Raw genomic sequence first — 19,139 nt, forward strand, 5'->3', positions numbered from 1 at the left:
TCCTCCTCGGTCGCGGTCGGGTGTCGGGCGTCGGGGTCACGGTCGGGTGTCCGGCGTGAGGGCGCCGGGCATCGGCCGTAGGGCGCCGGGCGGTCCCGGAGTGGGACGCGGTGGGCCGCGGGGTCGGTTCGTCGCTCCCCGTGGTCGTCCCGGTAGTTCTACCGGCCCCGGTTCCGGCCCGGTCAGGCCGGGTCGGCCAGCACGATGATGTTGTCCGTCCAGTGCCCGTCCGGGCCGATCCGTCCGCCGCAGGTGATCAGCCGGAGCGCGGGCCCGGGGGTGTCGCCGTAGACGGTGTCGGTGGGGAAGCGGTCCTTGGCGGCCTGGAGCAGGCTGCGGACGGTGAAGTCCACGGTGCGGCCGTCCGCCCGCCGGATCCCGATCCGGTCGCCCACGTGGAGCTCCGGCAGGCGCTTGAAGACCGCCGGGCCGTTCCTGGTGTCCAGGTGGCCGATCAGGACGGCGGGGCCGGCCTCGCCCGGGGTGGGGCCGTTGCGGTACCAGCCGACCTGGTCGGCGTGGTCGGCCGAGGGCACATGGACGGTGCCGTCGGGGTTCAGGCCGAGGTCGGTCACCGGGGCGTCCACGCCGATCGAGGGGATCAGCAGGCGGTTCGGCGGCGAGGGGGCGAGCGGCTGGTCACCGGCGGTCGGCGCACCCACCGGGGCGGGTGCGCCGGGGGTGGGGGCGGTGGCGGCCGGGGTGTGGCCGGAGGTCTCGATCCGCACCACCGGGGTGTCGCGGCCGGACAGGGCGAGGGTGCTGCCGAGGGCGATGCAGAGCAGGCCGGCCGTACCGAACACGCTCCGCCGCAGCAGGCTCGGGCCGGGCGGGGCGGCCCGCCGCCGCCCACGACCACGGCCGCCCCGCCGGTCGGTCCCCGCCGCCGGGGGCACCCCGGCGCCGCTTCCCCGCCCGGCCGGGTGCGGGGGAAGGGCGCCGGGGTGCCCGGCGGACCCGGGACGGGTGTCAGCCACGCGCACCGGAACGGCGGCGCAGGACGGCGAAGCCCAGCGCACCGGCGCCGACGGCGGCGACGGCGCCGCCACCGACCAGCATCAGCCCGTTGCCGTCGGTCGCGCCCGAGCCGTCACCGGCCTGGGCGGCGCCCTTCGGCACCTCGCGGACCTGCGGCTGGGAGCCGGCCGGGCCGTGCGACGGGGTCGCGGTGGCGACCGACGGGGCGACGCCCGCGGGCGCCGCCGGCTGGCCGGGCTTGGCGGGGGCGGCGCTCGGGCGGGGTCCGCCGACGACCGCGGCGCCCGGCGCGGCGTCGGAGGGGCTGGCGGTCGGCTTGGCGGGGGCCGGCTGCGGGGTGCCGTCGGCCCAGGCCTGGCCGCCGGTGACGACGGTCATCAGTGCGGCGCCGGTCAGTGCGCAGACGGCCAGCAGACGGCGGGCGGGCGAACGGTCGGTACGGCTCCTGGTCATGGCGGGGGTCTCCTTCGTGGCTCTGGTGGACGCGTCAGTGGCGAGACCGCGGTTCTCGCCGACGGCGCACCGGGCGGCGCGCTTCGTGGTGCTCGTACGGCTCGTACGGCCGGTGCGTCGTCAGTGACGGTAGGAGGGCCGTGTCGCGGTCCCCGCCCGGCCGCGTCACGGTCGCCCATCGGCTGCGTAACGGTCCCCGGGCCGGTCGGAACGGCGCCGTGACGTACGCCGGAACGACCCCGTGACGTACGCCGAACCGGGGGCCCGTGACGTACGCCGGAACGACCCCGTGACGTACGCCGAACCGGGGGCCCGTGACGTACGCCGGACCGGGCCCGCCGTGAACACCGCTGAGCATCCCCGCCCGCGCCTGCGTACCTCCCGGTGTGGGGGCGCAACCGAGAGAAAGGTGGCAGTGATGAGCATCCTCGCCAACCTCCTGCCGGCGATGCGGGAGTCCCGCAAGGACCGCGAGCACGACAAGGAGGACCGGAACACCAACCACACGACCAGTCGCGGTCGTCGTCACGGCCGCAAGAACAAGCACGGCCACTGACGACCGACGGACCGCTTACGGTCCCCTGGTCAGGACGAGCGAGTGTGGTCACTGCGGCGGTTGACGGCCGTCGACACCGGTGACGGCGACGGCCGGACCGATCCGGTCGTCGCCCCGGCGCCGGCCGTGTCGCTGCGGCGGGCCTTCCGACGGTTCTGGCCCTACACCCGAGGGGGACGGCGCTGGCTGACCCTGCTGGTGGTGGTCGTCCTGCTCGGCCCGGTGGTCGACGCGGCCATGGTCTGGTTGTTCAAGATCCTGGTCGACGACGTGCTGGTGCCACGCAGGTTCGGGCTGTTCCTGCCGGTCGCGCTCGGTTACGCCGGGCTGACCGTGCTGGCGGGGGCCCTGGGCTTCGCGGACCAGACGCTCTCCACCTGGGTCAGCGAGCGCTTCCTCCTGGCCCTGCGGGCGGACGTGTTCCGGCACCTGCAGGGCCTCTCGCTGGGCTTCTTCGAGCGGCGGCGGCTCGGTGACGTGCTGTCGCGGCTGACCTCGGACGTCGAGGCGGTCGAGACCTTCCTGCTCTCGGGCGTCCTGGACGCGGTCGCGTACGTCGCCGAGCTGGCCGTCTTCCTGGGGGTGCTGTTCTACCTGCGCTGGGAGCTCGCGCTGACCGCGCTGGTGGTCGCGCCGCTGTTCTGGCTCACCGCCCGGCGGTTCTCGACGAGGGTGAAGGACGCGTCCCGGGAGCGGCGCCGCCGCAGCGGTTCGGTCAGCGCCCTGGCGGAGGAGACGCTGGGCAACATCGCGCTGGTGCAGGCGTACAACCGGCAGGACTGGGAGCAGGAACGTTTCCTGCGGGAGAATCTGGCGCGGTTCCGGGCGACCATGGCGGCGACCCGGCTGCGCGCCCTGTTCGCGCCGATCGTGGAGCTGCTGGAGCTGGTCGGCGCGCTGATCGTGCTCGGCCTGGGCGCATGGGAGTTGGTCCACGGCCGACTCACCCTCGGTGAACTCCTCGTCTTCGTCGCTCTGTTGAGCCGGCTCTACAGCCCGATCCAGGGCATCGGGCGGCTCAGCAACGGCTTCTTCTCGGCCTCGGCCGCGGCCGAGCGGATCATCGAACTCCTCGACCAGCGACCGCAGGTGGCCGATCCGCCGCGCCCGCTGCGCGCCGCCCGGGTGCGCGGGGCGGTGGCCTTCGACGGGGTGTGGTTCCGCTACCCGGGCACGGCCCGCGCGGCGCTGTGCGACCTCTCGCTCCGCGCCGAGCCGGGCGAGACGGTGGCCCTGGTCGGGGCGAGCGGTGCGGGCAAGTCGACGGTCGCCAAACTGCTGCTGCGCTTCTACGACCCGGAGCACGGCGCCGTCCGGCTGGACGGCATCGACCTGCGCGACCTGGCGCTGAGCGACCTGCGCGAGCAGGTCGCGGTGCTGTGGCAGGAGACCCTGGTCATCCACGGCACCGTCCGGGAGAACATCGCCTACGGCCGGCCGGGCGCCACCGACGCCCAGATCACGGCCGCCGCCCGGGCCGCCGACGCCCACGAGTTCGTCAGCCGGCTGCCGGACGGCTACGACACGGTGGTGGGCCAGCACGGGCGGCTGCTGTCCGGCGGCCAGCGCCAGCGGATCGCGATCGCCCGGGCGATGGTCCGGGACGCGCCCGTCCTGCTGCTCGACGAACCGACCACCGGTCTCGACCCCGAGTCGGGGCGGCGGATCCTGGCACCGCTGGGGCGGCTGATGAACGGCCGGACGACGATCGTCATCTCGCACAACCTGCTGACCGTACGGAACGCCGACCGGATCGTCCTGCTGCGCGAAGGCCGCGTGGTGGCCTCCGGCAGCCACGCCCAGCTGCTCGCCCACGACGACGACTACGCCCGGCTCGCCCGGGCCGCGACCCCGACGGAGGCCGCGCGGTGAGCCCCCGGGAGCCGCTGCCCGCCGGGGCACCGATCGCCCCCGGCTACCGGGTGCTCGCCCACCTCTGCCGCACCGGCTGGCTGGACGTCTACGACGCCTGGAGCGAGGAGCGCGACTGCCGCTGCGTCGTCAAGGTGCTCCGGCCCGACCGCCGCCGCGACCGCGAACTGCGCGGGCGCCTGCTCCAGGAGGGCCGCTGGCTGACCGAGTTCACCCACCCGCACCTGGTGCGCGGCTACGGCACCGGCGAACGCCCGCAGCCGTACGCGGTGCTGGAGACGCTCAGCGGCGAGACCCTCGCCCACCTGCTGGAGCGCGGCGCACGCCGCCCGGCCGCCACCGACCTCACGCTGCTCGGCCTGCACCTCTGCTCGGCGGTGCGCTACCTGCACGGCCGGAACCTGCTGCACCTCGACCTCAAGCCCGCCAACGTGGTGATCGACTGCCGCCGCGCCAAGGTGCTCGACCTCAGCATCGCCCGCCCGCCGGGCCCGGGCCGTCCGGGGGCCGGTACGAACGGCTACCTCGCCCCCGAACAGCTCCTGGGCGGCGACCTCACGGCGGCCACCGACGTCTGGGGCATCGGCATCACCCTGTACGAGGCCGCCACCGGCGAACTCCCCTTCGACGGCGAGCCGTTGGACCCGCCACCGCCGGTCTCCCGGCGCCGCCGGCTGCCCGGCCCGCTCGCCGGGGCGGTCGACGCCTGTCTGCGCCTCGACCCGGCTGACCGGCCGTCCCCGGCCCAACTGTCGGCGGTGCTGGACGACTTGCTCCCGCAGGGCCGCCGCGCCGTCCTGCCACCGGAGACGTAGCCGAAGGCGCAGGAGCGCGGTCAGCGGCCCCCGGACCGGCCCGCGGGCCGCAGCTGCCGCAACGTCCAGCCGGCGCCCGGCGGTTCGGACAGCGGCCGGGTGTGGGCGGTGAAGAGCTCGGCCGCGCGACGGTAGGAGAGCCGGGCACGGCCGGTGTGCGGGCAGCGGTCGGCGGCGGGGGTGCCGGCCGGGGCGCGGCGGTCGGTGAGGAACAGCGGGCCGCCGGCGCGGCCGGCGACCAGCAGCGGGAGCAGCCGGGCGGTGCCGGTGCCCCAGCGGAGCCCGGGGCGGTCGGAGCGGGGGTGGGTGCGGCGGCCGGGGAGGTCCAACTGGTCGGTGTCCAGGGCCAGGACGGTCTCGATGGCGGCGCCGGACTCGTGCAGCAGGTGCCAGAGCGTCTGCTCGCGCAGCGGCGCCCGGCGGGCGAACAGGGCGCGCAGCTGGTCCTCGCCCAAGGGGGCACCCCCGGCCTGGGCCCCGCCGGCTCCACCTCCGGCCTCCACGGGTTCGGCGGGCAGCGGGCTGGGGCGCAGGGCGGTGCTCGGGTCGCCGTCGATCCAGCCCTGGGCGCGCCACCAGGCCACGGCCGCGCGCAGGGTGGAGAGTTCGCGGTTGAGCGTGCGCGGGTCGGTGGAGTCGGCGCGGTGGGCGACGGCGGCGTGCAGCCGCTCGGGGGCGTCCGGGTGGTCGAGCAGGGCGAGCGGCAGGACGGGCGGGCGGGCCCGCCGCCGTTCGGGGCCGGTGGGGGCGGGTCGGTCGGCGAGCGCCCAGGCCCAGGTGTTCAGGGCGATCCGGTAGATCCGCCGGGAGCCCTCGGCGAGCCCGGAGGCGGCCAGGTAGCGCTCGACGGCCAGGCCGTACTCGACTGGGGGGAGCTCCGTCACATCCGCCTTCTTCCGCAGTAAACAGCCGGGTTCCATCGCCTCCGAGGATATCGGCAATCCGCAGTAAACCGCAGTTCAATGCCCATGAGAAGGCCGATTTACTGCGGCAGTATCGGCCCTTCCAGAGATTGATGCGAAAAGGCTCAACTTTTCCCCCGGAAACCCTTGTACCCGGCTCTCCGGCGCACGCAGACTGACTGCCCATGGCAGTGGAAACCGAACGGATCCCGGCCCGCCCCCGGCGGCCGGGAGACCGGCTCGCCGTGTTGCGCGAGCGCGAATTCACCCGCTTCTTCATCGGGTACACGACCTCCCTCCTCGGCTCCTCGATGGCACCGGTCGCGGTCGCCTTCGCGGTCCTCGACGGCGACGGCGACGGCATCGGTGGTGGCACCGGTGGTGGCAGCGGCACCGACCTCGGCTGGGTGATGGCCGCCCGGATCCTCCCGGTGGTGCTGGTCCTGCTGGCCGGCGGGGTGATCGCCGACCGGCTGGGCAGCCGCCGGCTGATGCTGGGCACGGACGTCCTGCGCGGCCTCGTCCAGGCGCTGTTCGCCGCGCTGCTGGCGGCCGGACACGCGCCGGTCTGGGTGATGGTCGTGCTGGTGGCGGTGTGGGGGATCGGCGAGGGGCTGTTCATGCCCGCGTTCGGCGCGATCGTGCCCGACCTGGTGCGCCGCGAGGAGCTGCTGGCGGACGGCAACACCCTGCTGGGGCTGTCGCGTTCGGTGTCCACGGTGGCCGGGCCCGCCCTGGCCGGGCTGGTCACGGCGACCTGGGGCCCGGCCGCGGTGCTGCTGATCGACGCGCTGACGTACGGCGTCGGGGCCCTGGCGCTGGCCGGCCTCCGGCTGCCCGGGCGGGCACCGGCGGACGGCGGGGAGTCGATGCTGCGGGAACTGCGCTCCGGCTGGTCGGAGTTCACCGCCCGCCCGTGGCTGTGGATCACCACCGCGCAGATGGGCCTGTTCAACCTGCTGGTCTGGGCCCCGTTCCTGGTGCTCGGCCCGCTCACCGCGCAGCGGGAGCTGGGCGGCGCCCGGGCCTGGGGCCTGGTGATGGGCGTGTACGGGGCCGGTGCGGTGCTGGGCGGGCTGCTGCTGCTCGGCCGCCGCCCGGGGCGTCCGCTCGCGGTGGCGACCGTGGCCGGCCTGGCCTGGGCACTGCCGTCCGCGGCGCTGGCGGCGGGGGCGGCGCTGCCCTGGGTGGTCGCGGGGGCGCTGGTGGCGGGGGTCGGCTCGGCGGTCTGCGGAACGCTGTTCAGCACCACCACCCAGCGCTGGGTGCCGGTCGAACTGCTGGGCCGGCTGAGCTCCTTCGGGGCGCTGGGCGCCTTCGTCCTCGGCCCGCTGGGGCTGGCGGCGGCCGGTCCGCTGGCGGCCCGGTTCGGCACCGGTGACGTGTTGTTGCTCGGAGCGGTCTGGCAAGTGGCCGCCGGGGCCGTAGTGTTGGCCGTACCGGCCGTACGGAATCGACGTTGGGAGGAGGGCCCGGGCAGCTGACCCACCCCTCGGACGGCTCCGGGGTGCACCCTCGGCCACCACCGGTGCGGCCCACCGCGCACCGTGACCGGCCGGCCCCGGAGTGCCGCCGGTCGCTCCGCCCACGCGTGCGTGCCTCCGCGGCGGGCGGGGTGGCCGGGTCGGTCGTACGGTGGAGGGGCGGGGGTCACGGAGGAGGTTGACCATGCCCGGCTCGCTCACCATCGGCCACCACCAGGCCGCGGCCGTCCTGGACCACACGGACGCCGAGCGGCTGGCCACCGTGCTGGCCGAACTGGCCTACCTGCTGGAGATCCCGGGGCCGAACCGGATCAACGAGGCGCAGCTCGCCGTGCTGTGCGAGGGCCGGGCGCCGGACCGCGCCGAACTGTCGCACTGGGTGCGGGCGCTGTCCGCGGAGCTCAAGGGGCAGCACTGACCCAAGGGGCAGCACTGACCCAAGGGGCAGCACTGACCCAAGGGGCAGCACTGACCCAAGGCGCAGCACCGACCGGGGCCGCCCCCTTCCGGTACCCCGCCTTCCAGCACCCCGCCGGCCGCCCCGCGGCCCCGCCGTACGATGGCGAAGGGGGCGGATCAGCCCCTCGGACGCCGGTACGCCCGCCGTCCGACCCGGTGGAGGGCGGGGGCCCGAGCGTGCCGCAGTCGTCGTTGTCCTGGCTGACCGTGCCCACCCCGCTGCCTAGCGGCCCGATGCACATCGCGGTGACGCCGCTGGGCGTGGCGGCGGCCGGTTACGGCGGGCGGGACGGCGAGGTGCCGCCGTGCACCGACCCCTCGAAGATCGCCGCCGTGACCGAGCGGATCGGCGCCTACCTGGCGGGCCGCACCCGCGAGTTGGGCCTGCCGATCGACTGGAGCCTCAGCTCCGGGCCGCACCGCGCCGTGCTGCGCACGCTCTGGGAGCAGGTGCCGTACGGGCAGACCATCACCTACGGCGAACTGGCCGCCCGCAGCGGGGTGTTCGAGGACGTCACCGAGCCCGGCTTGGCCGCCCGGACGGTCGGGCAGATGATGGCCGCCAACCCGGTCCCGCTGCTGGTGCCCTGCCACCGGGTGGTGGCTGCGGACGGGATCGGCGGCTTCGGCGGCGGCCGGGTCGGGATCGACGTGAAGCGCTGGCTGCTCACCCTGGAGGGGGTGCTGGAGCCGACGCTGGACTGGAACGGCCCGCTCTAGCCGCGCCGAGCACGGCTTCGAACAGCAGGGTGGGCGCGTACCGGATCTGTCAAGGGGTGGCGCGGACGGGGCGGTCGATGGGGGAAGATGGCGGGTCGGGGGTTCCGGCGGTTTCGAATAAATAGTCGAACAAATATCGATCAGGTGATCTAGTCGTACTATTTGTTCGGTTATTTGGAACCACTCGAAAGAGTGATTGCGGGACGCCCCTGAACGGGCCCACCATGAAGCTGCAACATGAATGCGCAAGGCGACACTTCATCGGGCATGCGAAGGGCCTCCCTTATGTCGACCGAAACCAATGCCGGTATTCCTGCGCCGGGTGCGCAGCCGGAGATCCGGCAGCAGCAGTCCCTGAGCACGGCGGGCGCGCGGAACCTCGCCACCACGACCAAGTCCGCGCCCCAGATGCAGGGCATCAGCCCGCGCTGGCTGCTCAGGATGCTGCCCTGGGTGGAGGTCTCCGGCGGTACGTACCGGGTCAACCGCCGCCTGCGCCACAAGGTCGGCCGCGGCCGGGTGAGTTTCGTCAAGACCGGTTCCGAGGTGCGGATCGTCCCGCAGACGCTGGCCGAGGTGCCGGTGCTGCGCGGATACCAGGACGACGCGGTGCTGGAGGAGTTGGCCGGCCGTTTCGTGCAGCGGCAGTTCGCCCCGGGCGACGTCCTGGTCACGGCCGGCACGCCGATCACCGAGGTCTTCCTGATCGCGCACGGCAAGCTGGACCGCATCGGCGTCGGCAAGTACGGCGAGGAGACGGTGGTCGGCACCCTCGCCGACGGCGACCACCTCGGTGACGAGGCGCTCCAGGAGGAGGGCGGCGCCTGGCCGTACACCGTCCGCGCCGCCACCTCCGGCACGGTGATGGCGCTCGCCTGGCCCTCCTTCCAGGAGCTGCACGACCGCTCCGATTCGCTGCAGCTGCAGATCATGGAGTACCTGAACGGCTTCCAGCAGGCGCAGAACAAGCACGGCGAGGCGGCGATCGACCTCTCCGCCGGCCACCAGGGCGAGTACGACCTGCCCGGCGCCTTCGTGGACTACGAGCTCAAGCCGCGCGAGTACGAGCTGAGCGTCGCCCAGACCATCCTCAAGATCCACACCCGCGTCGCCGACCTCTACAACCAGCCGATGAACCAGACCGAGCACCAGCTCCGGCTGACCATCGAGGCCCTGCGCGAGCGCCAGGAGCACGAGATGATCAACAACCCGGAGTTCGGGCTGCTGGAGAACGCCGAGTACGACCAGCGGATCCAGACCCACTCCGGCCCGCCCACGCCGGACGACATGGACGAGCTGCTCAGCCGCCGCCGCAGCACCAAGATGTTCCTGGCCCACCCCAAGGCCATCGCCGCCTTCGGCCGGGAGTGCAACAAGCGCGGCCTCAACCCGGGCACCGTCGAGGTCGAGGGCAAGCACGTCAACGCCTGGCGCGGGGTGCCGATCTTCCCGTGCAACAAGATCCCGATCATCGGCGGGCACACCAGCTCGATCATCGCGATGCGCGTCGGCGAGCACAACCAAGGCGTCGTCGGCCTGCACCAGACCGGAATTCCGGACGAATACCAGCCCGGCCTTTCGGTGCGGTTCATGGGAATCGACGAGAAGGCCATCATCTCCTACCTGGTGAGCGCCTACTATTCGGCCGCGATCCTGGTCCCGGACGCCGTCGGCGTACTGGAGAACGTGGACGTCGCCCAGCGCTGACGACGGGCTCCCGGCTCGGCAACCGAGCCCGATCCGCGCCGCCCGGCCGGGGCACCACTCCCCGGCCGGGCGGCGCGCCGCGGTGTGCACGGCCACCGGCCCGCCGCCCCGGCGCAACCCGGCCGCCCGACGGGCCGGCCGTCCCACGACAGGCGCCCTACAGGGGGAGGAACCCATGACGAGCTCCACGCTGGAGCGGGACCACAAAGAGGGTCACGAGGCGGCGGACATCCTCGCCCGCACCCGCGGCCTGGTCGACCCGGTGCTGCGGGCCGCCGTCGACTCGCTGCCCGGCACGATGCGCAAGGTCGCCGGGTACCACTTCGGCTGGTGGGAGGCGGACGGCACACCCTCCGAGTCCTCCTCCGGCAAGGCGATCCGCCCGGCCCTGGTCCTCGCCGCCGCCCAGGCCCTCGGCGGCACCCCCGGGACGGCCGTCGCCGCGGCCGCCGCCGTGGAGCTGGTCCACAACTTCACCCTGCTCCACGACGACGTCATCGACCGGGACGACACCCGCCGCCACCGGCCCACCGCCTGGCGGGTGTTCGGCACCACCGAGGCCATCCTGGCCGGCGACGCGATGCACTCCCTGGCGCTGCGCCTGGTCGCCGAGGACGCCCACCCGGCCGCCCGCGGCTCGATCCGCCGGCTCGCCGACTGCGTGGTCGAGCTCTGCGAGGGCCAGCAGATCGACTGCGCCTTCGAGCAGCGCAACGACGTCTCGCTCACCGAGTGCCTGGCGATGGCCGAGGCCAAGACCGGCGCCCTGCTCGGCGCCGCCTGCGCCATGGGCGCGCTGTACGGCGGCGGCTCCGAGGACGCGGCCCGGGCGATGGACGGCTTCGGCCGCGAGATCGGCCTGGCCTTCCAGCTGATCGACGACCTGATCGGCATCTGGGGGGACCCTACGGTCACCGGCAAGCCGGTCGGCGCGGACCTGGTCGCCCGGAAGAAGTCGCTGCCGGTGGTCAAGGCGCTCCGCTCCGGCACCCCCGAGGGGGCCCGGCTCGCCGAGCTCTACGCACTCGAACGTCCGCTCAGTGCGGACGAGTTGGCGCAGTGCGCGGCCGCCGTCGACGAGGCCGGCGGGCGCGGCTGGGCGCAGGGCGAGTCCTGTGAGCGGATGGCCGCGGCGATGGCGCAGCTGGCCGTGGCCGTACCGGAGCCGTCCGCGGCGGACGAACTGCTGGTGCTGGCCGAGCTGGTGACCCGCCGCAGCCACTGAGCACGCCCCCGCCGGGGCGGGGGCCGCGCTCCCGCTCCCGGGCCTCCCGCCCCGGCCCGGCCCCTCCCTGGCTCCCGGCCGCGCCCCCCGGTGCCTCACCCGTGTGTCCCGCCCGGGCGCTTCACCCGTGCGCGGCCAACAGCCGCTGCTCCTTGGCCGGTTCGATGCCCTGGGTGAACGGCGCCCCCGGCACCAGCTTCCGCCCCTCGGCGTCGGTGTCCTCGGCCGGCCCCCGGCTGCGCAGCCACTCCCAGGTGTCCCGGGCGGTCTCCGCGAACGGGCGGCAGCGCAGCCCGGCCGCCTCGGCCCGGCTGCTGTCGACCTGCCAGATGTACTTCCACTCCGGCAGGTCCGGCGCCCAGAAGGGCAGTTCGAGCCAGGGGTCGACCTGGTCCGGCCCCTCGGCCAGCAGGGCGGCGTCCCCGACCGGGACCAGCTCGGTGCCGGCCGCGCCCGCGATCTCCCGGCAGGTCTCCAGCCACTGCCCGAAGGTGAGCCGCCCGGGCGGCGCCGTGGTGAGGAAGCGGCCGACCGTCCCGGCCGTCAGCAGGTCGAGCCCGAAGGCGGCGAAGTCCCGGACGTCGATCACCTGGATGGTCCGCTCCGGATCGCCGGGCGCGAGCACCCGCCCGCCGCGGGCCATCCGCTCCAGCCACCAGGGCAGCCGGCCGCCCAGCTCGTACGGGCCGACCAGTAGTCCGCTGCTGAGCACCAGGGTGCGTTCGACGCCGAAGCCCGCCAGCACCGCGCGCTCGCCGCCCGCCTTCAACTCGCGCCCGAAGGGCTGGTCGGGTGGGGTGTCGGCGGGGCAGGGGAGGAGCGGGGAGTCCTCGGTGATCACCTGGGTGGCCCAGTCGGCATAGGCGTGCACCGAGGAGACGAAGGTGTAGTGGTCCGCCCGTCCGCGCAGCAGCCGGGCGGAGAGCGCGGCCTGGGCGGGCTGCCGGGCGGAGGAGTCGACGACGGCGTCCCAGCGGCGGCCCTCGACCAGCCGGGCGAGGTCCTCGGCACTGTCGCGGTCGCCCCGGACGGCCTCGACCCCGGGCAGGTCGGGGGCACTGCGGCCGCGGTTGAAGGTGGTGACCTGGTGGCCGCGGGCGAGCGCCTCGGCGGCGTAGGCACGTCCCAGGAAGGACGAGCCCCCGAGCAGGAGGATCTTCATGCCGCTCAGCCTGTCCCCGCCGGCCCGCCGCCACGCCCGGATTAGCGCTGAGCAGAGCGCCGGACCGGATCCGCCCGCCGCGGGCGCCGTCCGACATGCCACCCCCACCCACCCGCCTTAGCATCCCAGGTGTACCGATCCGCCCTTGTTCACCCTTATATGCCCCGATCTGCCCTGATCTGCCTGACCCGGCCTGGGAGAGCGACAGCATGGTCAACCCGGCACTCGTCGATCCGGCCACCATCCGCGCGACCGCGGCCGAGGCCTGGATCCGCGCCCATCCCGTCCTGCGGAACTACCGGGCCCTGTACGCCCAGGCCCTGGACGAGGCCGACCCGGGCTACCTCGGCGGCTTCGGCGTCCTCCGCCACACCGCCCGCCCGGCCGGGCCCGCCGACACCGACGCCGTCACCCCCGACAACGACACCCTCCCCTCCCGCGCCTGGCTCGACCTGCGCGCCGAACCCTGGGTGCTCTCCGTCCCCGCCACGGATGACTACCGCGTCCTCGCGGTGCACGAACTCGACACCCTGCCCGCCGGTCTGATCGGCTCCCGGACCACCGGCCAGGGCGCCGGGGACTTCCTGGTGGCCGGCCCCGACTGGCGGGGCCAACCCCCGCCGGGCATCACCGGCGTGATCCGCACCGCCACCCGGCTGGTCGGCGTCGTCGGCCGCACCCGCCTGCCCGGGAACACTCCCGCCGACCTCGCCGCACTGCGGGCCGTCCAGGAGCAGTACCGGCTGCGCCCGCTGCACGAGTACGCGGGCACCCCGGCGCCCGCCCCGGCCCCCGAGCCGGTCTGGCCGGTCTGGCGCGACGAGGTCCCGGAGGGCGTCGAGTTCCTCACCTTCCTCGACTTCCTGCTCGGCTTCTTCCCGCCGACCGACGCACTCCCGCCCGCCGAGACCGCGTTGCGCGGCCGCCTCACCGACCTCGGCGTCGACGGCCGCGGCGAGTTCGAGCCCGCCGCCCTGCCGCTGGAGGTGCGGGCCGAACTCGGTCGCGGGATCGCCGACGGCCGGGCCCGGCTGACCCGGGCGGTCGCCGAACTCCGCGACTCCGCAGGCCTGTTCGGCACCCGCGAGGAAGTCGGCGGGGACTTCCTCCGGCTGGCCGTCGCCGCCGAGCTCGACCCGTACGGACTGCCCACCGAGGAGGTCTGGTACGGCCGTTGGGCGGCGGACAGCGAGGGCCACCGTCCGCCGAACGCCGCCGACCGCGACCACCTGATCCGCTTCGCCCCGGACGCCCTGCCGCCGGCCCGCTTCTTCTGGTCCGCGACGATGTACGCCCTCCCCGGGCACCGGCTGGTCGACAACACCCTGGACCGCTACTCGGTCGGCGGCGACACCCCCGGCCTGGTCCGCGACCCCGACGGCGGCCTGACCCTCTACGTCCAGCACAAGCGCCCCGCCAACGCCGAGCACTCCGCCAACTGGCTGCCCGCCCCGGACGGCCCGTTCGCCGTGGTGCTCCGGATCCACGGCCCGGAGGCCGCCGTACTGGACGGCCGCTGGCAGCCCCCGCCGCTCACCCCGCGCTGACCCCCGCCCCCAGCCCCACCGCCCGCCCGTCCCCTGCCCCACCGCCGCCGACCCGACGAAGGACCCCCGATGAACCTGCCCGAGCTGGAGGCCCTGGCCGCCGACGCCTACGTCTACGGCTACCCGCTCGTCGCCGGCCTCACCATGGTCGAGCGCTTCGCCAAGGGCGGCCTGGGCACCCTCCCGGCGGCGCCGTTCAACCACTTCAGCCACGCCACCCGGCTGGCCGGCCCGGGCGACCACTTCGTCTCGGTCAACAACGACACCATCTACTCCATCGCCCAACTGGACCTCTCCGAGGGCCCGCAGGTACTGCACGTCCCGGACACCGCCGGCGCCTACTACGTGCTGCAGTTCATCGGGGCCTGGACGGACAACGTCGCCTACCTCGGCAGCCGCGCCACCGGCACCGCGGCGCAGACCTGGCTGGTCGTCCCGCCGGACTGGCACGGCACCGCGCCGGACCCGGACCGGGTGATCGAACTGCCCACCACCGTCGGCACGATCGTCGGCCGGTTCGTCTGCGACGGCCCGGACGACCTGCCCCGGGTCAAGGCCCTCCAGGCCGCGCTCGCCCTGGAGCCGCTGGAGCCCGGCGGCCTGCCCGCCGGAGTCCCCGAGCCCGACCCGGACGTCCCCGAGCGGCTGGCCTTCTTCGAACGCCTGCGGGTGTGGATGCAGGCCTTCCCGCCGGCCACCCCCGACATCGAGTACCAGCGCCGCTTCGCCCCGCTCGGCCTGCTGGACGACGGCGCCTCGCCGTACCGCGCCGCCGCCGCCGAGTGGACCCTGGCGCTCGCCAAGGGCCTGGCCGCCGGGCGGGAGCGGGTCGAGGACGCGACCCGCCCGCCCGAGGACCACCCGCTCGGCGAGTGGCGCTCGGCGCTCCACCTCTTCGACTACAACCTCGACCACCTGGGCCCCGGCACCCTGGACGACCCCGAGTGGCGCATCCCCGACCGCCGCGCCGCCTACCTCAGCCGGGCCGCCGCCGCCCGGGCCGGCCTGTGGGGCAACCACGCCTACGAGGCCTCGTACGCGATGACCTACGACGACTCCGACGGCCGCCCGCTCACCGGCGCCAACAGCTACACCCTCCGCTTCGAGCAGCCCCCGCCGGCCGAGGCCTTCTGGTCCGTCACGATGTACTCGGTGCCGGACTACTACCTGGTGGAGAACCCGGTGGACCGCTACTCGATCGGCGACCGCACCCCCGGCCTGGTCTACGGCCCGGACGGCTCGCTGACCGTGACCCTCCAGCACGAGCAGCCCGAGGACCCGACGGCCGCCGCCAACTGGCTCCCCACCCCGCTCGGCGAGTTCCGCCCGATCATCCGGCTCTACCGGCCGAAGCCGTCGGTCCTGGACGGCACCTACCAGATCCCCCCGATCCACCGCCGCTGACATCCACCCCACCCCGACGCCCGGCTCGCCTGCTCCACGCGGCCCGGCGGCCCGCCTCCCTAGTGCCCCGCCGCAGCCCCCGTCGGGTGCGCTGAGGCACCGGCCGTCGGGGACGCCGTGGTCGCGGGCGGGCTGCTCGGCGGTCCGGAGGGGGACGGCGGGACCGTCCGGCTCGGCGTCGAAGTGGGCTGGGCCGTGGCCGTCGTCGAAGGGGACGCCGGCGAGGAGGCCGACGAAGGCCCCGAGGGCGAAGGCCCGGAGGAAGGCCCGGACGAGGGCTGCGCGGAGCTCCCCGACGAGGGCTGCGACGAGGGCTCCGCCGAGGAGGACGCGGAGCCGCCCCGGTTCTGCGGCCCGCCCTCCAGGGTGACCACCGCCTGGGAGGGCGGCAGCGCGATCCGGGCGGTCCAGTGGGTGGTCGGCGCGAGGTCCTCGTCCACGGTGACGATCACGGTGATCCGTTGCCCCGGCGCCAGCGTCCCCGAGTCGCGGCTGAGCCGGAGCCAGCCTGCGTCCGTCACCGCGTGCCAGCGGATCTCCGTGGTGCCGGAGTTGGTGAGGGTGAGCACCGTCCGGCTGCCGTACTCCCCGGCCTCGACGGTGAGCAGCCCGGCGGGCGCCGGGTCGACCGCGCCCGGCGCGGAGGCCCGTTCGACCGCGGGGGCCGGGGCGGCGACCAGGGTGGGGCTGCCGAGCGGGGTCGCGCCGTGGGCCGGCACCGGGACCAGCGGGCCCTGGAGGGTGAGCCGCGGAAAGCCGGGCAGCAACGTTTCTGCGCCCCTTCCGCCACCGGCGTCACCCGCCCCAGCACCGCCCGTACCCGCCAGCTCCAGCCCGGGCATCCCCGCGACCGCGCCCACCCCGGCCGACCACGGCGGCCGCTGCCCGGCGTCCGACCCGGCCCCGTCCACCCGCACCGCCGACACCGAGGCCGCCGCCCCCGCCCCGGCGCCGCCCCGGTGCCCGGCCCAGAGCGCCACCACCGGCGCCGCCAGGACGGCCGCGAGCACGCCGGTGGTCACCACCCGCCGACGGACCGCCAGGCTCCGGCCCGCGTCCGGCGCCCGGTGCCGGGGGAAGCCTCCGTGGTCGAAGCGCAGCCCCGGCTCGGCCGCCGCGGCACCCCGCCGCCCGGCCGCCCCGGCCGTCGGGGGCTGCGCCGCGCCGCCCGCCGGGGACAGGCCCGCCCCGCCCATCGGGGCCGGTGCCGTCAGCAGCGGCAGCCCCGACAGCCCGGAGGCGCCCTCCGCCGCTCCACCGGCGGCCACCCGCTCCGCCGTCCCCCGGCAGGTCGGGCAGTCCACCACGTGCTGCACCAGCTCCCGCCGCAGCGCCGGGCCGAGCACCCAGTCCCGCCAGGACTCGGCCCCGGCCCCGCCCAGCCGGTCCAGCTCGGGGCAGCTGCCCACCCCGAGCACCAGCAGCGCCGCCCTGGTCCGGGCCACCTCGGCCTCGGCGGCGGCGAGCAGGGCCCGGGTCCGCTCGAACGGCAGGCCCAGGACGGCCGCCACCTCCAGCGGGGTCAGCCGGTGCCGGACGGAGAGTTCCAGCGCCTCGCGCTGCTCCGGGTCCGTACCGGCCGCCTCCGGCCAGGCGAGCGAGGCCAGCTCGCGCCGCCGCCGGACCGCCTCGGCCCCGGTCGGCTCCGCCCCGGGCTCACTACCCGGGCCCGGGCAGGTCCCGTCCACCGGCCCGGTACCGTCCATCGGCCCGGTCGCGTCCTCCGGGCAGGCCCCGTCCGCCAGCCGCCGCAGGCAGCAGTACCGGGCCAGCGAGAAGAGCCAGGCCCGGACCAGTCCGGGCTCGGCCAGCCGGTTGCCGTGCCGCCGGGCCAGTTCGCGGACCTCGCGCAGGGCGCCGGCGGCCGCGTCGTGCTCGCACAGCACCGAGAGGCAGTAGGTGAACAGGCCGTCCACCTGCCGGTCGTACGCCGCGAGCACGGCGTCCGCAGCCCCGACGGGCCCAACAGTTCGCGTTGTCACCCGACCGACGGTAGGAGCAGCGGGCGGCCCGCCCCCGCCGTTCACCGCGTATGTACTTCTTTCGGGTAACAACATCGCCCATCTGTGTGGGTGCGCGCCCGGTCCGGCGGTGGTCCGCCGCTGTCACACCCAGCCGCTACCGTGGGCCGCATGCCTCCGCGTTCCAAGACCACCGCCAAGCCGCGCCCGGCCTACCGCTGCACCGAGTGCGGCAACCAGCTGCCCAAGTGGGTCGGCCGCTGCCCGGAGTGCAACGCCTGGGGCACGGTCGAGGAGTACGGCGCGGTGCCGATCCGCACCACCGCCGCGGGCCCGGTCAGCGCGCCCGCCCGGCCGATCGCCCAGGTGGACGGCCAGGTCGCGACGGCCCGCTCCACGGGCGTGCCGGAGCTCGACCGGGTGCTCGGCGGCGGCCTGGTGCCCGGCGCGGTGGTGCTGCTGGCCGGCGAGCCCGGCGTCGGCAAGTCCACCCTGCTGCTGGACGTCGCCGCCAAGGCGGCCACCGACCGGCACCGCACCCTCTACGTCACCGGCGAGGAGTCGGCCGGGCAGGTCCGACTGCGCGCCGACCGGATCAACGCCCTCTCCGAGCACCTCTACCTCGCCGCCGAGCAGGACCTCGGCGCGGTGCTGGGGCACATCGAGGCGGTCAACCCCGGCCTGCTGATCCTGGACTCCGTGCAGACCATCGCCTCCGCCGAGCTGGACGGCGCCCCCGGCGGCCCGGCCCAGGTCCGCGAGGTGGCGGGCGCGCTGATCCGGGCCTCCAAGGATCGGGGCATGGCCACCCTGCTGGTCGGCCACGTCACCAAGGACGGCCAGATCGCCGGCCCCCGCCTGCTGGAGCACCTGGTGGACGTGGTGCTGAGCTTCGAGGGCGACCGGCACGCCCGGCTGCGGCTCATCCGCGGGGTCAAGAACCGCTACGGCGCCACCGACGAGGTGGGCTGCTTCGAGCTGCACGACGAGGGCATCGTCGGCCTGGCCGACCCGTCCGGCCTCTTCCTGACCAGGCGTGACAAGCCCGTCCCGGGCACCTGCCTCACCGTCACCCTGGAGGGGAAGCGCCCGCTGGTCGCCGAGGTGCAGGCGCTGATGGTGGATTCGCAGATCCCCTCCCCGCGGCGCACCACCTCGGGCCTGGAGTCGCCCCGGATCGCGATGATCCTGGCCGTGGTCGAGCGGCACGGCGGGGTGAAGCTCGGCAAGCAGGACATCTACACCGCGACGGTCGGCGGGGTGAAGCTGACCGAGCCCTCCGCCGACCTCGCGGTCGCGCTCGCGGTGGCCAGCTCCTCCACCGACACCCCGCTGCCCAGCAACCTGGTGGCGATCGGTGAGGTCGGCCTGGCGGGCGAGGTGCGGCGGGTGACGGGTGTGCAGCGCCGGCTGGCCGAGGCGCACCGGCTGGGCTTCACCCACGCCCTGGTCCCGCCGGACCCGGGCAAGGTGCCGCCGGGCATGAAGGTGGTCGAGGTGGCCGACATCGGTGAGGCGCTGCGGGCCATCCCGGGCCGCCGCCGGGCGGCCGCCAAGCCGCGCTCCGAGGCCCGCGGGGAGGCCCGTACCGAGGCCCGTACCGAGGCGCGTGGTGAGGCTCCGTCGGCCCCGCCGGCGCCCCGCGCACCCCGGGTTCCGGCGTACCCGGAGGAGCTGATGGACGGCTGGGAGCCGCTCGACTCCGACGAACTGCGCTGACCCAAGCCCTGCCGAAGCCGCACGCAGTTAGACTTTCCCCAGTCTCATTGGCCAGTAGGCAGTACCGGAGCGGTACTGAGCGACAGAGCAACAGACCGCGGACCGGCGCACGGCGCGAGGCGCGCGGCACGGGGTCGACCGGAGGAGTCACGTGGCAGCCAGCGACCGGGGGGCG

Annotated in this window: 16 protein-coding genes; 11 read left to right on the forward strand and 5 right to left on the reverse strand. The window is 75.2% G+C overall.

Features of this window, described 5'->3' with window-relative positions:
- Positions 1-182: 182 nt before the first annotated feature.
- Both ACIQWA_RS14045 and ACIQWA_RS14050 read right to left on the reverse strand, forming a co-directional pair.
- Positions 183-803, reverse strand: a complete 621-nt coding sequence (locus ACIQWA_RS14045) for a class F sortase (protein ID WP_402481997.1) — start codon at positions 801-803, stop codon at positions 183-185.
- A 166-nt stretch (positions 804-969) separates the two neighbouring features.
- Positions 970-1,431, reverse strand: a complete 462-nt coding sequence (locus ACIQWA_RS14050) for a hypothetical protein (RefSeq protein WP_402482000.1) — start codon at positions 1,429-1,431, stop codon at positions 970-972.
- A 418-nt stretch (positions 1,432-1,849) separates the two neighbouring features.
- Here ACIQWA_RS14050 and ACIQWA_RS14055 point away from each other — a divergent pair, with 418 nt between their 5' ends.
- The 3 genes from ACIQWA_RS14055 to ACIQWA_RS14065 are packed head-to-tail and all read left to right on the forward strand — an operon-like array spanning position 1,850 to position 4,674.
- Entirely contained in the window at positions 1,850-1,987 is a 138-nt protein-coding gene (locus tag ACIQWA_RS14055) for a hypothetical protein (protein ID WP_360225725.1), read from the forward strand.
- Between the two features lie 60 nt (positions 1,988-2,047).
- Entirely contained in the window at positions 2,048-3,859 is a 1,812-nt protein-coding gene (locus ACIQWA_RS14060; RefSeq protein WP_402482004.1) for an ABC transporter ATP-binding protein, read from the forward strand.
- On the forward strand, positions 3,856-4,674 hold the full coding sequence (locus ACIQWA_RS14065; protein WP_402482007.1) for a serine/threonine-protein kinase: 819 nt from the start codon (positions 3,856-3,858) through the stop codon (positions 4,672-4,674). Before ACIQWA_RS14060 ends, ACIQWA_RS14065 begins: the two co-directional genes overlap by 4 nt.
- Before the next feature lie 20 nt (positions 4,675-4,694).
- Here ACIQWA_RS14065 and ACIQWA_RS14070 read toward each other — a convergent pair whose 3' ends face one another.
- Positions 4,695-5,558, reverse strand: coding sequence for a hypothetical protein (locus tag ACIQWA_RS14070; RefSeq protein ID WP_402482009.1), 864 nt, complete (start codon positions 5,556-5,558; stop codon positions 4,695-4,697).
- A gap of 203 nt (positions 5,559-5,761) precedes the next feature.
- Between ACIQWA_RS14070 and ACIQWA_RS14075 the strand changes: the two genes are divergently transcribed.
- From ACIQWA_RS14075 to ACIQWA_RS14095, 5 genes are all read left to right on the forward strand, one after another.
- Complete coding sequence (locus ACIQWA_RS14075) at positions 5,762-7,060, forward strand: MFS transporter (RefSeq protein ID WP_402482012.1); 1,299 nt, start codon at positions 5,762-5,764, stop codon at positions 7,058-7,060.
- Positions 7,061-7,244: 184 nt separating this feature from the next.
- Positions 7,245-7,478, forward strand: coding sequence for a hypothetical protein (locus ACIQWA_RS14080; protein ID WP_360225740.1), 234 nt, complete (start codon positions 7,245-7,247; stop codon positions 7,476-7,478).
- 218 nt (positions 7,479-7,696) lie between these two features.
- The gene (locus ACIQWA_RS14085) at positions 7,697-8,239 is read left to right on the forward strand and encodes a methylated-DNA--[protein]-cysteine S-methyltransferase (protein WP_402482015.1); all 543 of its coding nucleotides are present in this window, start codon (positions 7,697-7,699) and stop codon (positions 8,237-8,239) included.
- A gap of 285 nt (positions 8,240-8,524) precedes the next feature.
- Positions 8,525-9,946, forward strand: a complete 1,422-nt coding sequence (locus tag ACIQWA_RS14090) for a family 2B encapsulin nanocompartment shell protein (RefSeq protein WP_402482017.1) — start codon at positions 8,525-8,527, stop codon at positions 9,944-9,946.
- 175 nt (positions 9,947-10,121) lie between these two features.
- Complete coding sequence (locus ACIQWA_RS14095; RefSeq protein ID WP_360225749.1) at positions 10,122-11,171, forward strand: family 2 encapsulin nanocompartment cargo protein polyprenyl transferase; 1,050 nt, start codon at positions 10,122-10,124, stop codon at positions 11,169-11,171.
- Positions 11,172-11,292: 121 nt separating this feature from the next.
- Here the strand turns inward: ACIQWA_RS14095 and ACIQWA_RS14100 are convergent, their stop codons facing one another.
- The gene (locus ACIQWA_RS14100) at positions 11,293-12,333 is read right to left on the reverse strand and encodes an NAD-dependent epimerase/dehydratase family protein (RefSeq protein ID WP_402482021.1); all 1,041 of its coding nucleotides are present in this window, start codon (positions 12,331-12,333) and stop codon (positions 11,293-11,295) included.
- A 209-nt stretch (positions 12,334-12,542) separates the two neighbouring features.
- On the opposite strand from ACIQWA_RS14100, the gene ACIQWA_RS14105 reads away from it, so the two are divergent.
- Both ACIQWA_RS14105 and ACIQWA_RS14110 read left to right on the forward strand, forming a co-directional pair.
- Entirely contained in the window at positions 12,543-13,880 is a 1,338-nt protein-coding gene (locus ACIQWA_RS14105) for a DUF1254 domain-containing protein (RefSeq protein WP_402482023.1), read from the forward strand.
- Between the two features lie 69 nt (positions 13,881-13,949).
- Complete coding sequence (locus ACIQWA_RS14110; protein WP_402482026.1) at positions 13,950-15,284, forward strand: DUF1254 domain-containing protein; 1,335 nt, start codon at positions 13,950-13,952, stop codon at positions 15,282-15,284.
- A 59-nt stretch (positions 15,285-15,343) separates the two neighbouring features.
- On the opposite strand, the gene ACIQWA_RS14115 is transcribed toward ACIQWA_RS14110, so the two are convergent.
- Positions 15,344-17,266 (reverse strand): sigma-70 family RNA polymerase sigma factor, encoded by a 1,923-nt coding sequence (locus ACIQWA_RS14115; RefSeq protein WP_402482029.1) that lies wholly within the window; start codon positions 17,264-17,266, stop codon positions 15,344-15,346.
- A gap of 150 nt (positions 17,267-17,416) precedes the next feature.
- Here ACIQWA_RS14115 and radA point away from each other — a divergent pair, with 150 nt between their 5' ends.
- A complete protein-coding gene (radA, locus tag ACIQWA_RS14120) occupies positions 17,417-18,964 on the forward strand; it encodes a DNA repair protein RadA (RefSeq protein WP_402482032.1) in 1,548 nt (515 codons plus the stop codon).
- Positions 18,965-19,139: the final 175 nt, after the last annotated feature.

It is taken from the genome of Kitasatospora sp. NPDC098652, assembly GCF_044760155.1.
GTDB lineage: Bacteria > Actinomycetota > Actinomycetes > Streptomycetales > Streptomycetaceae > Kitasatospora.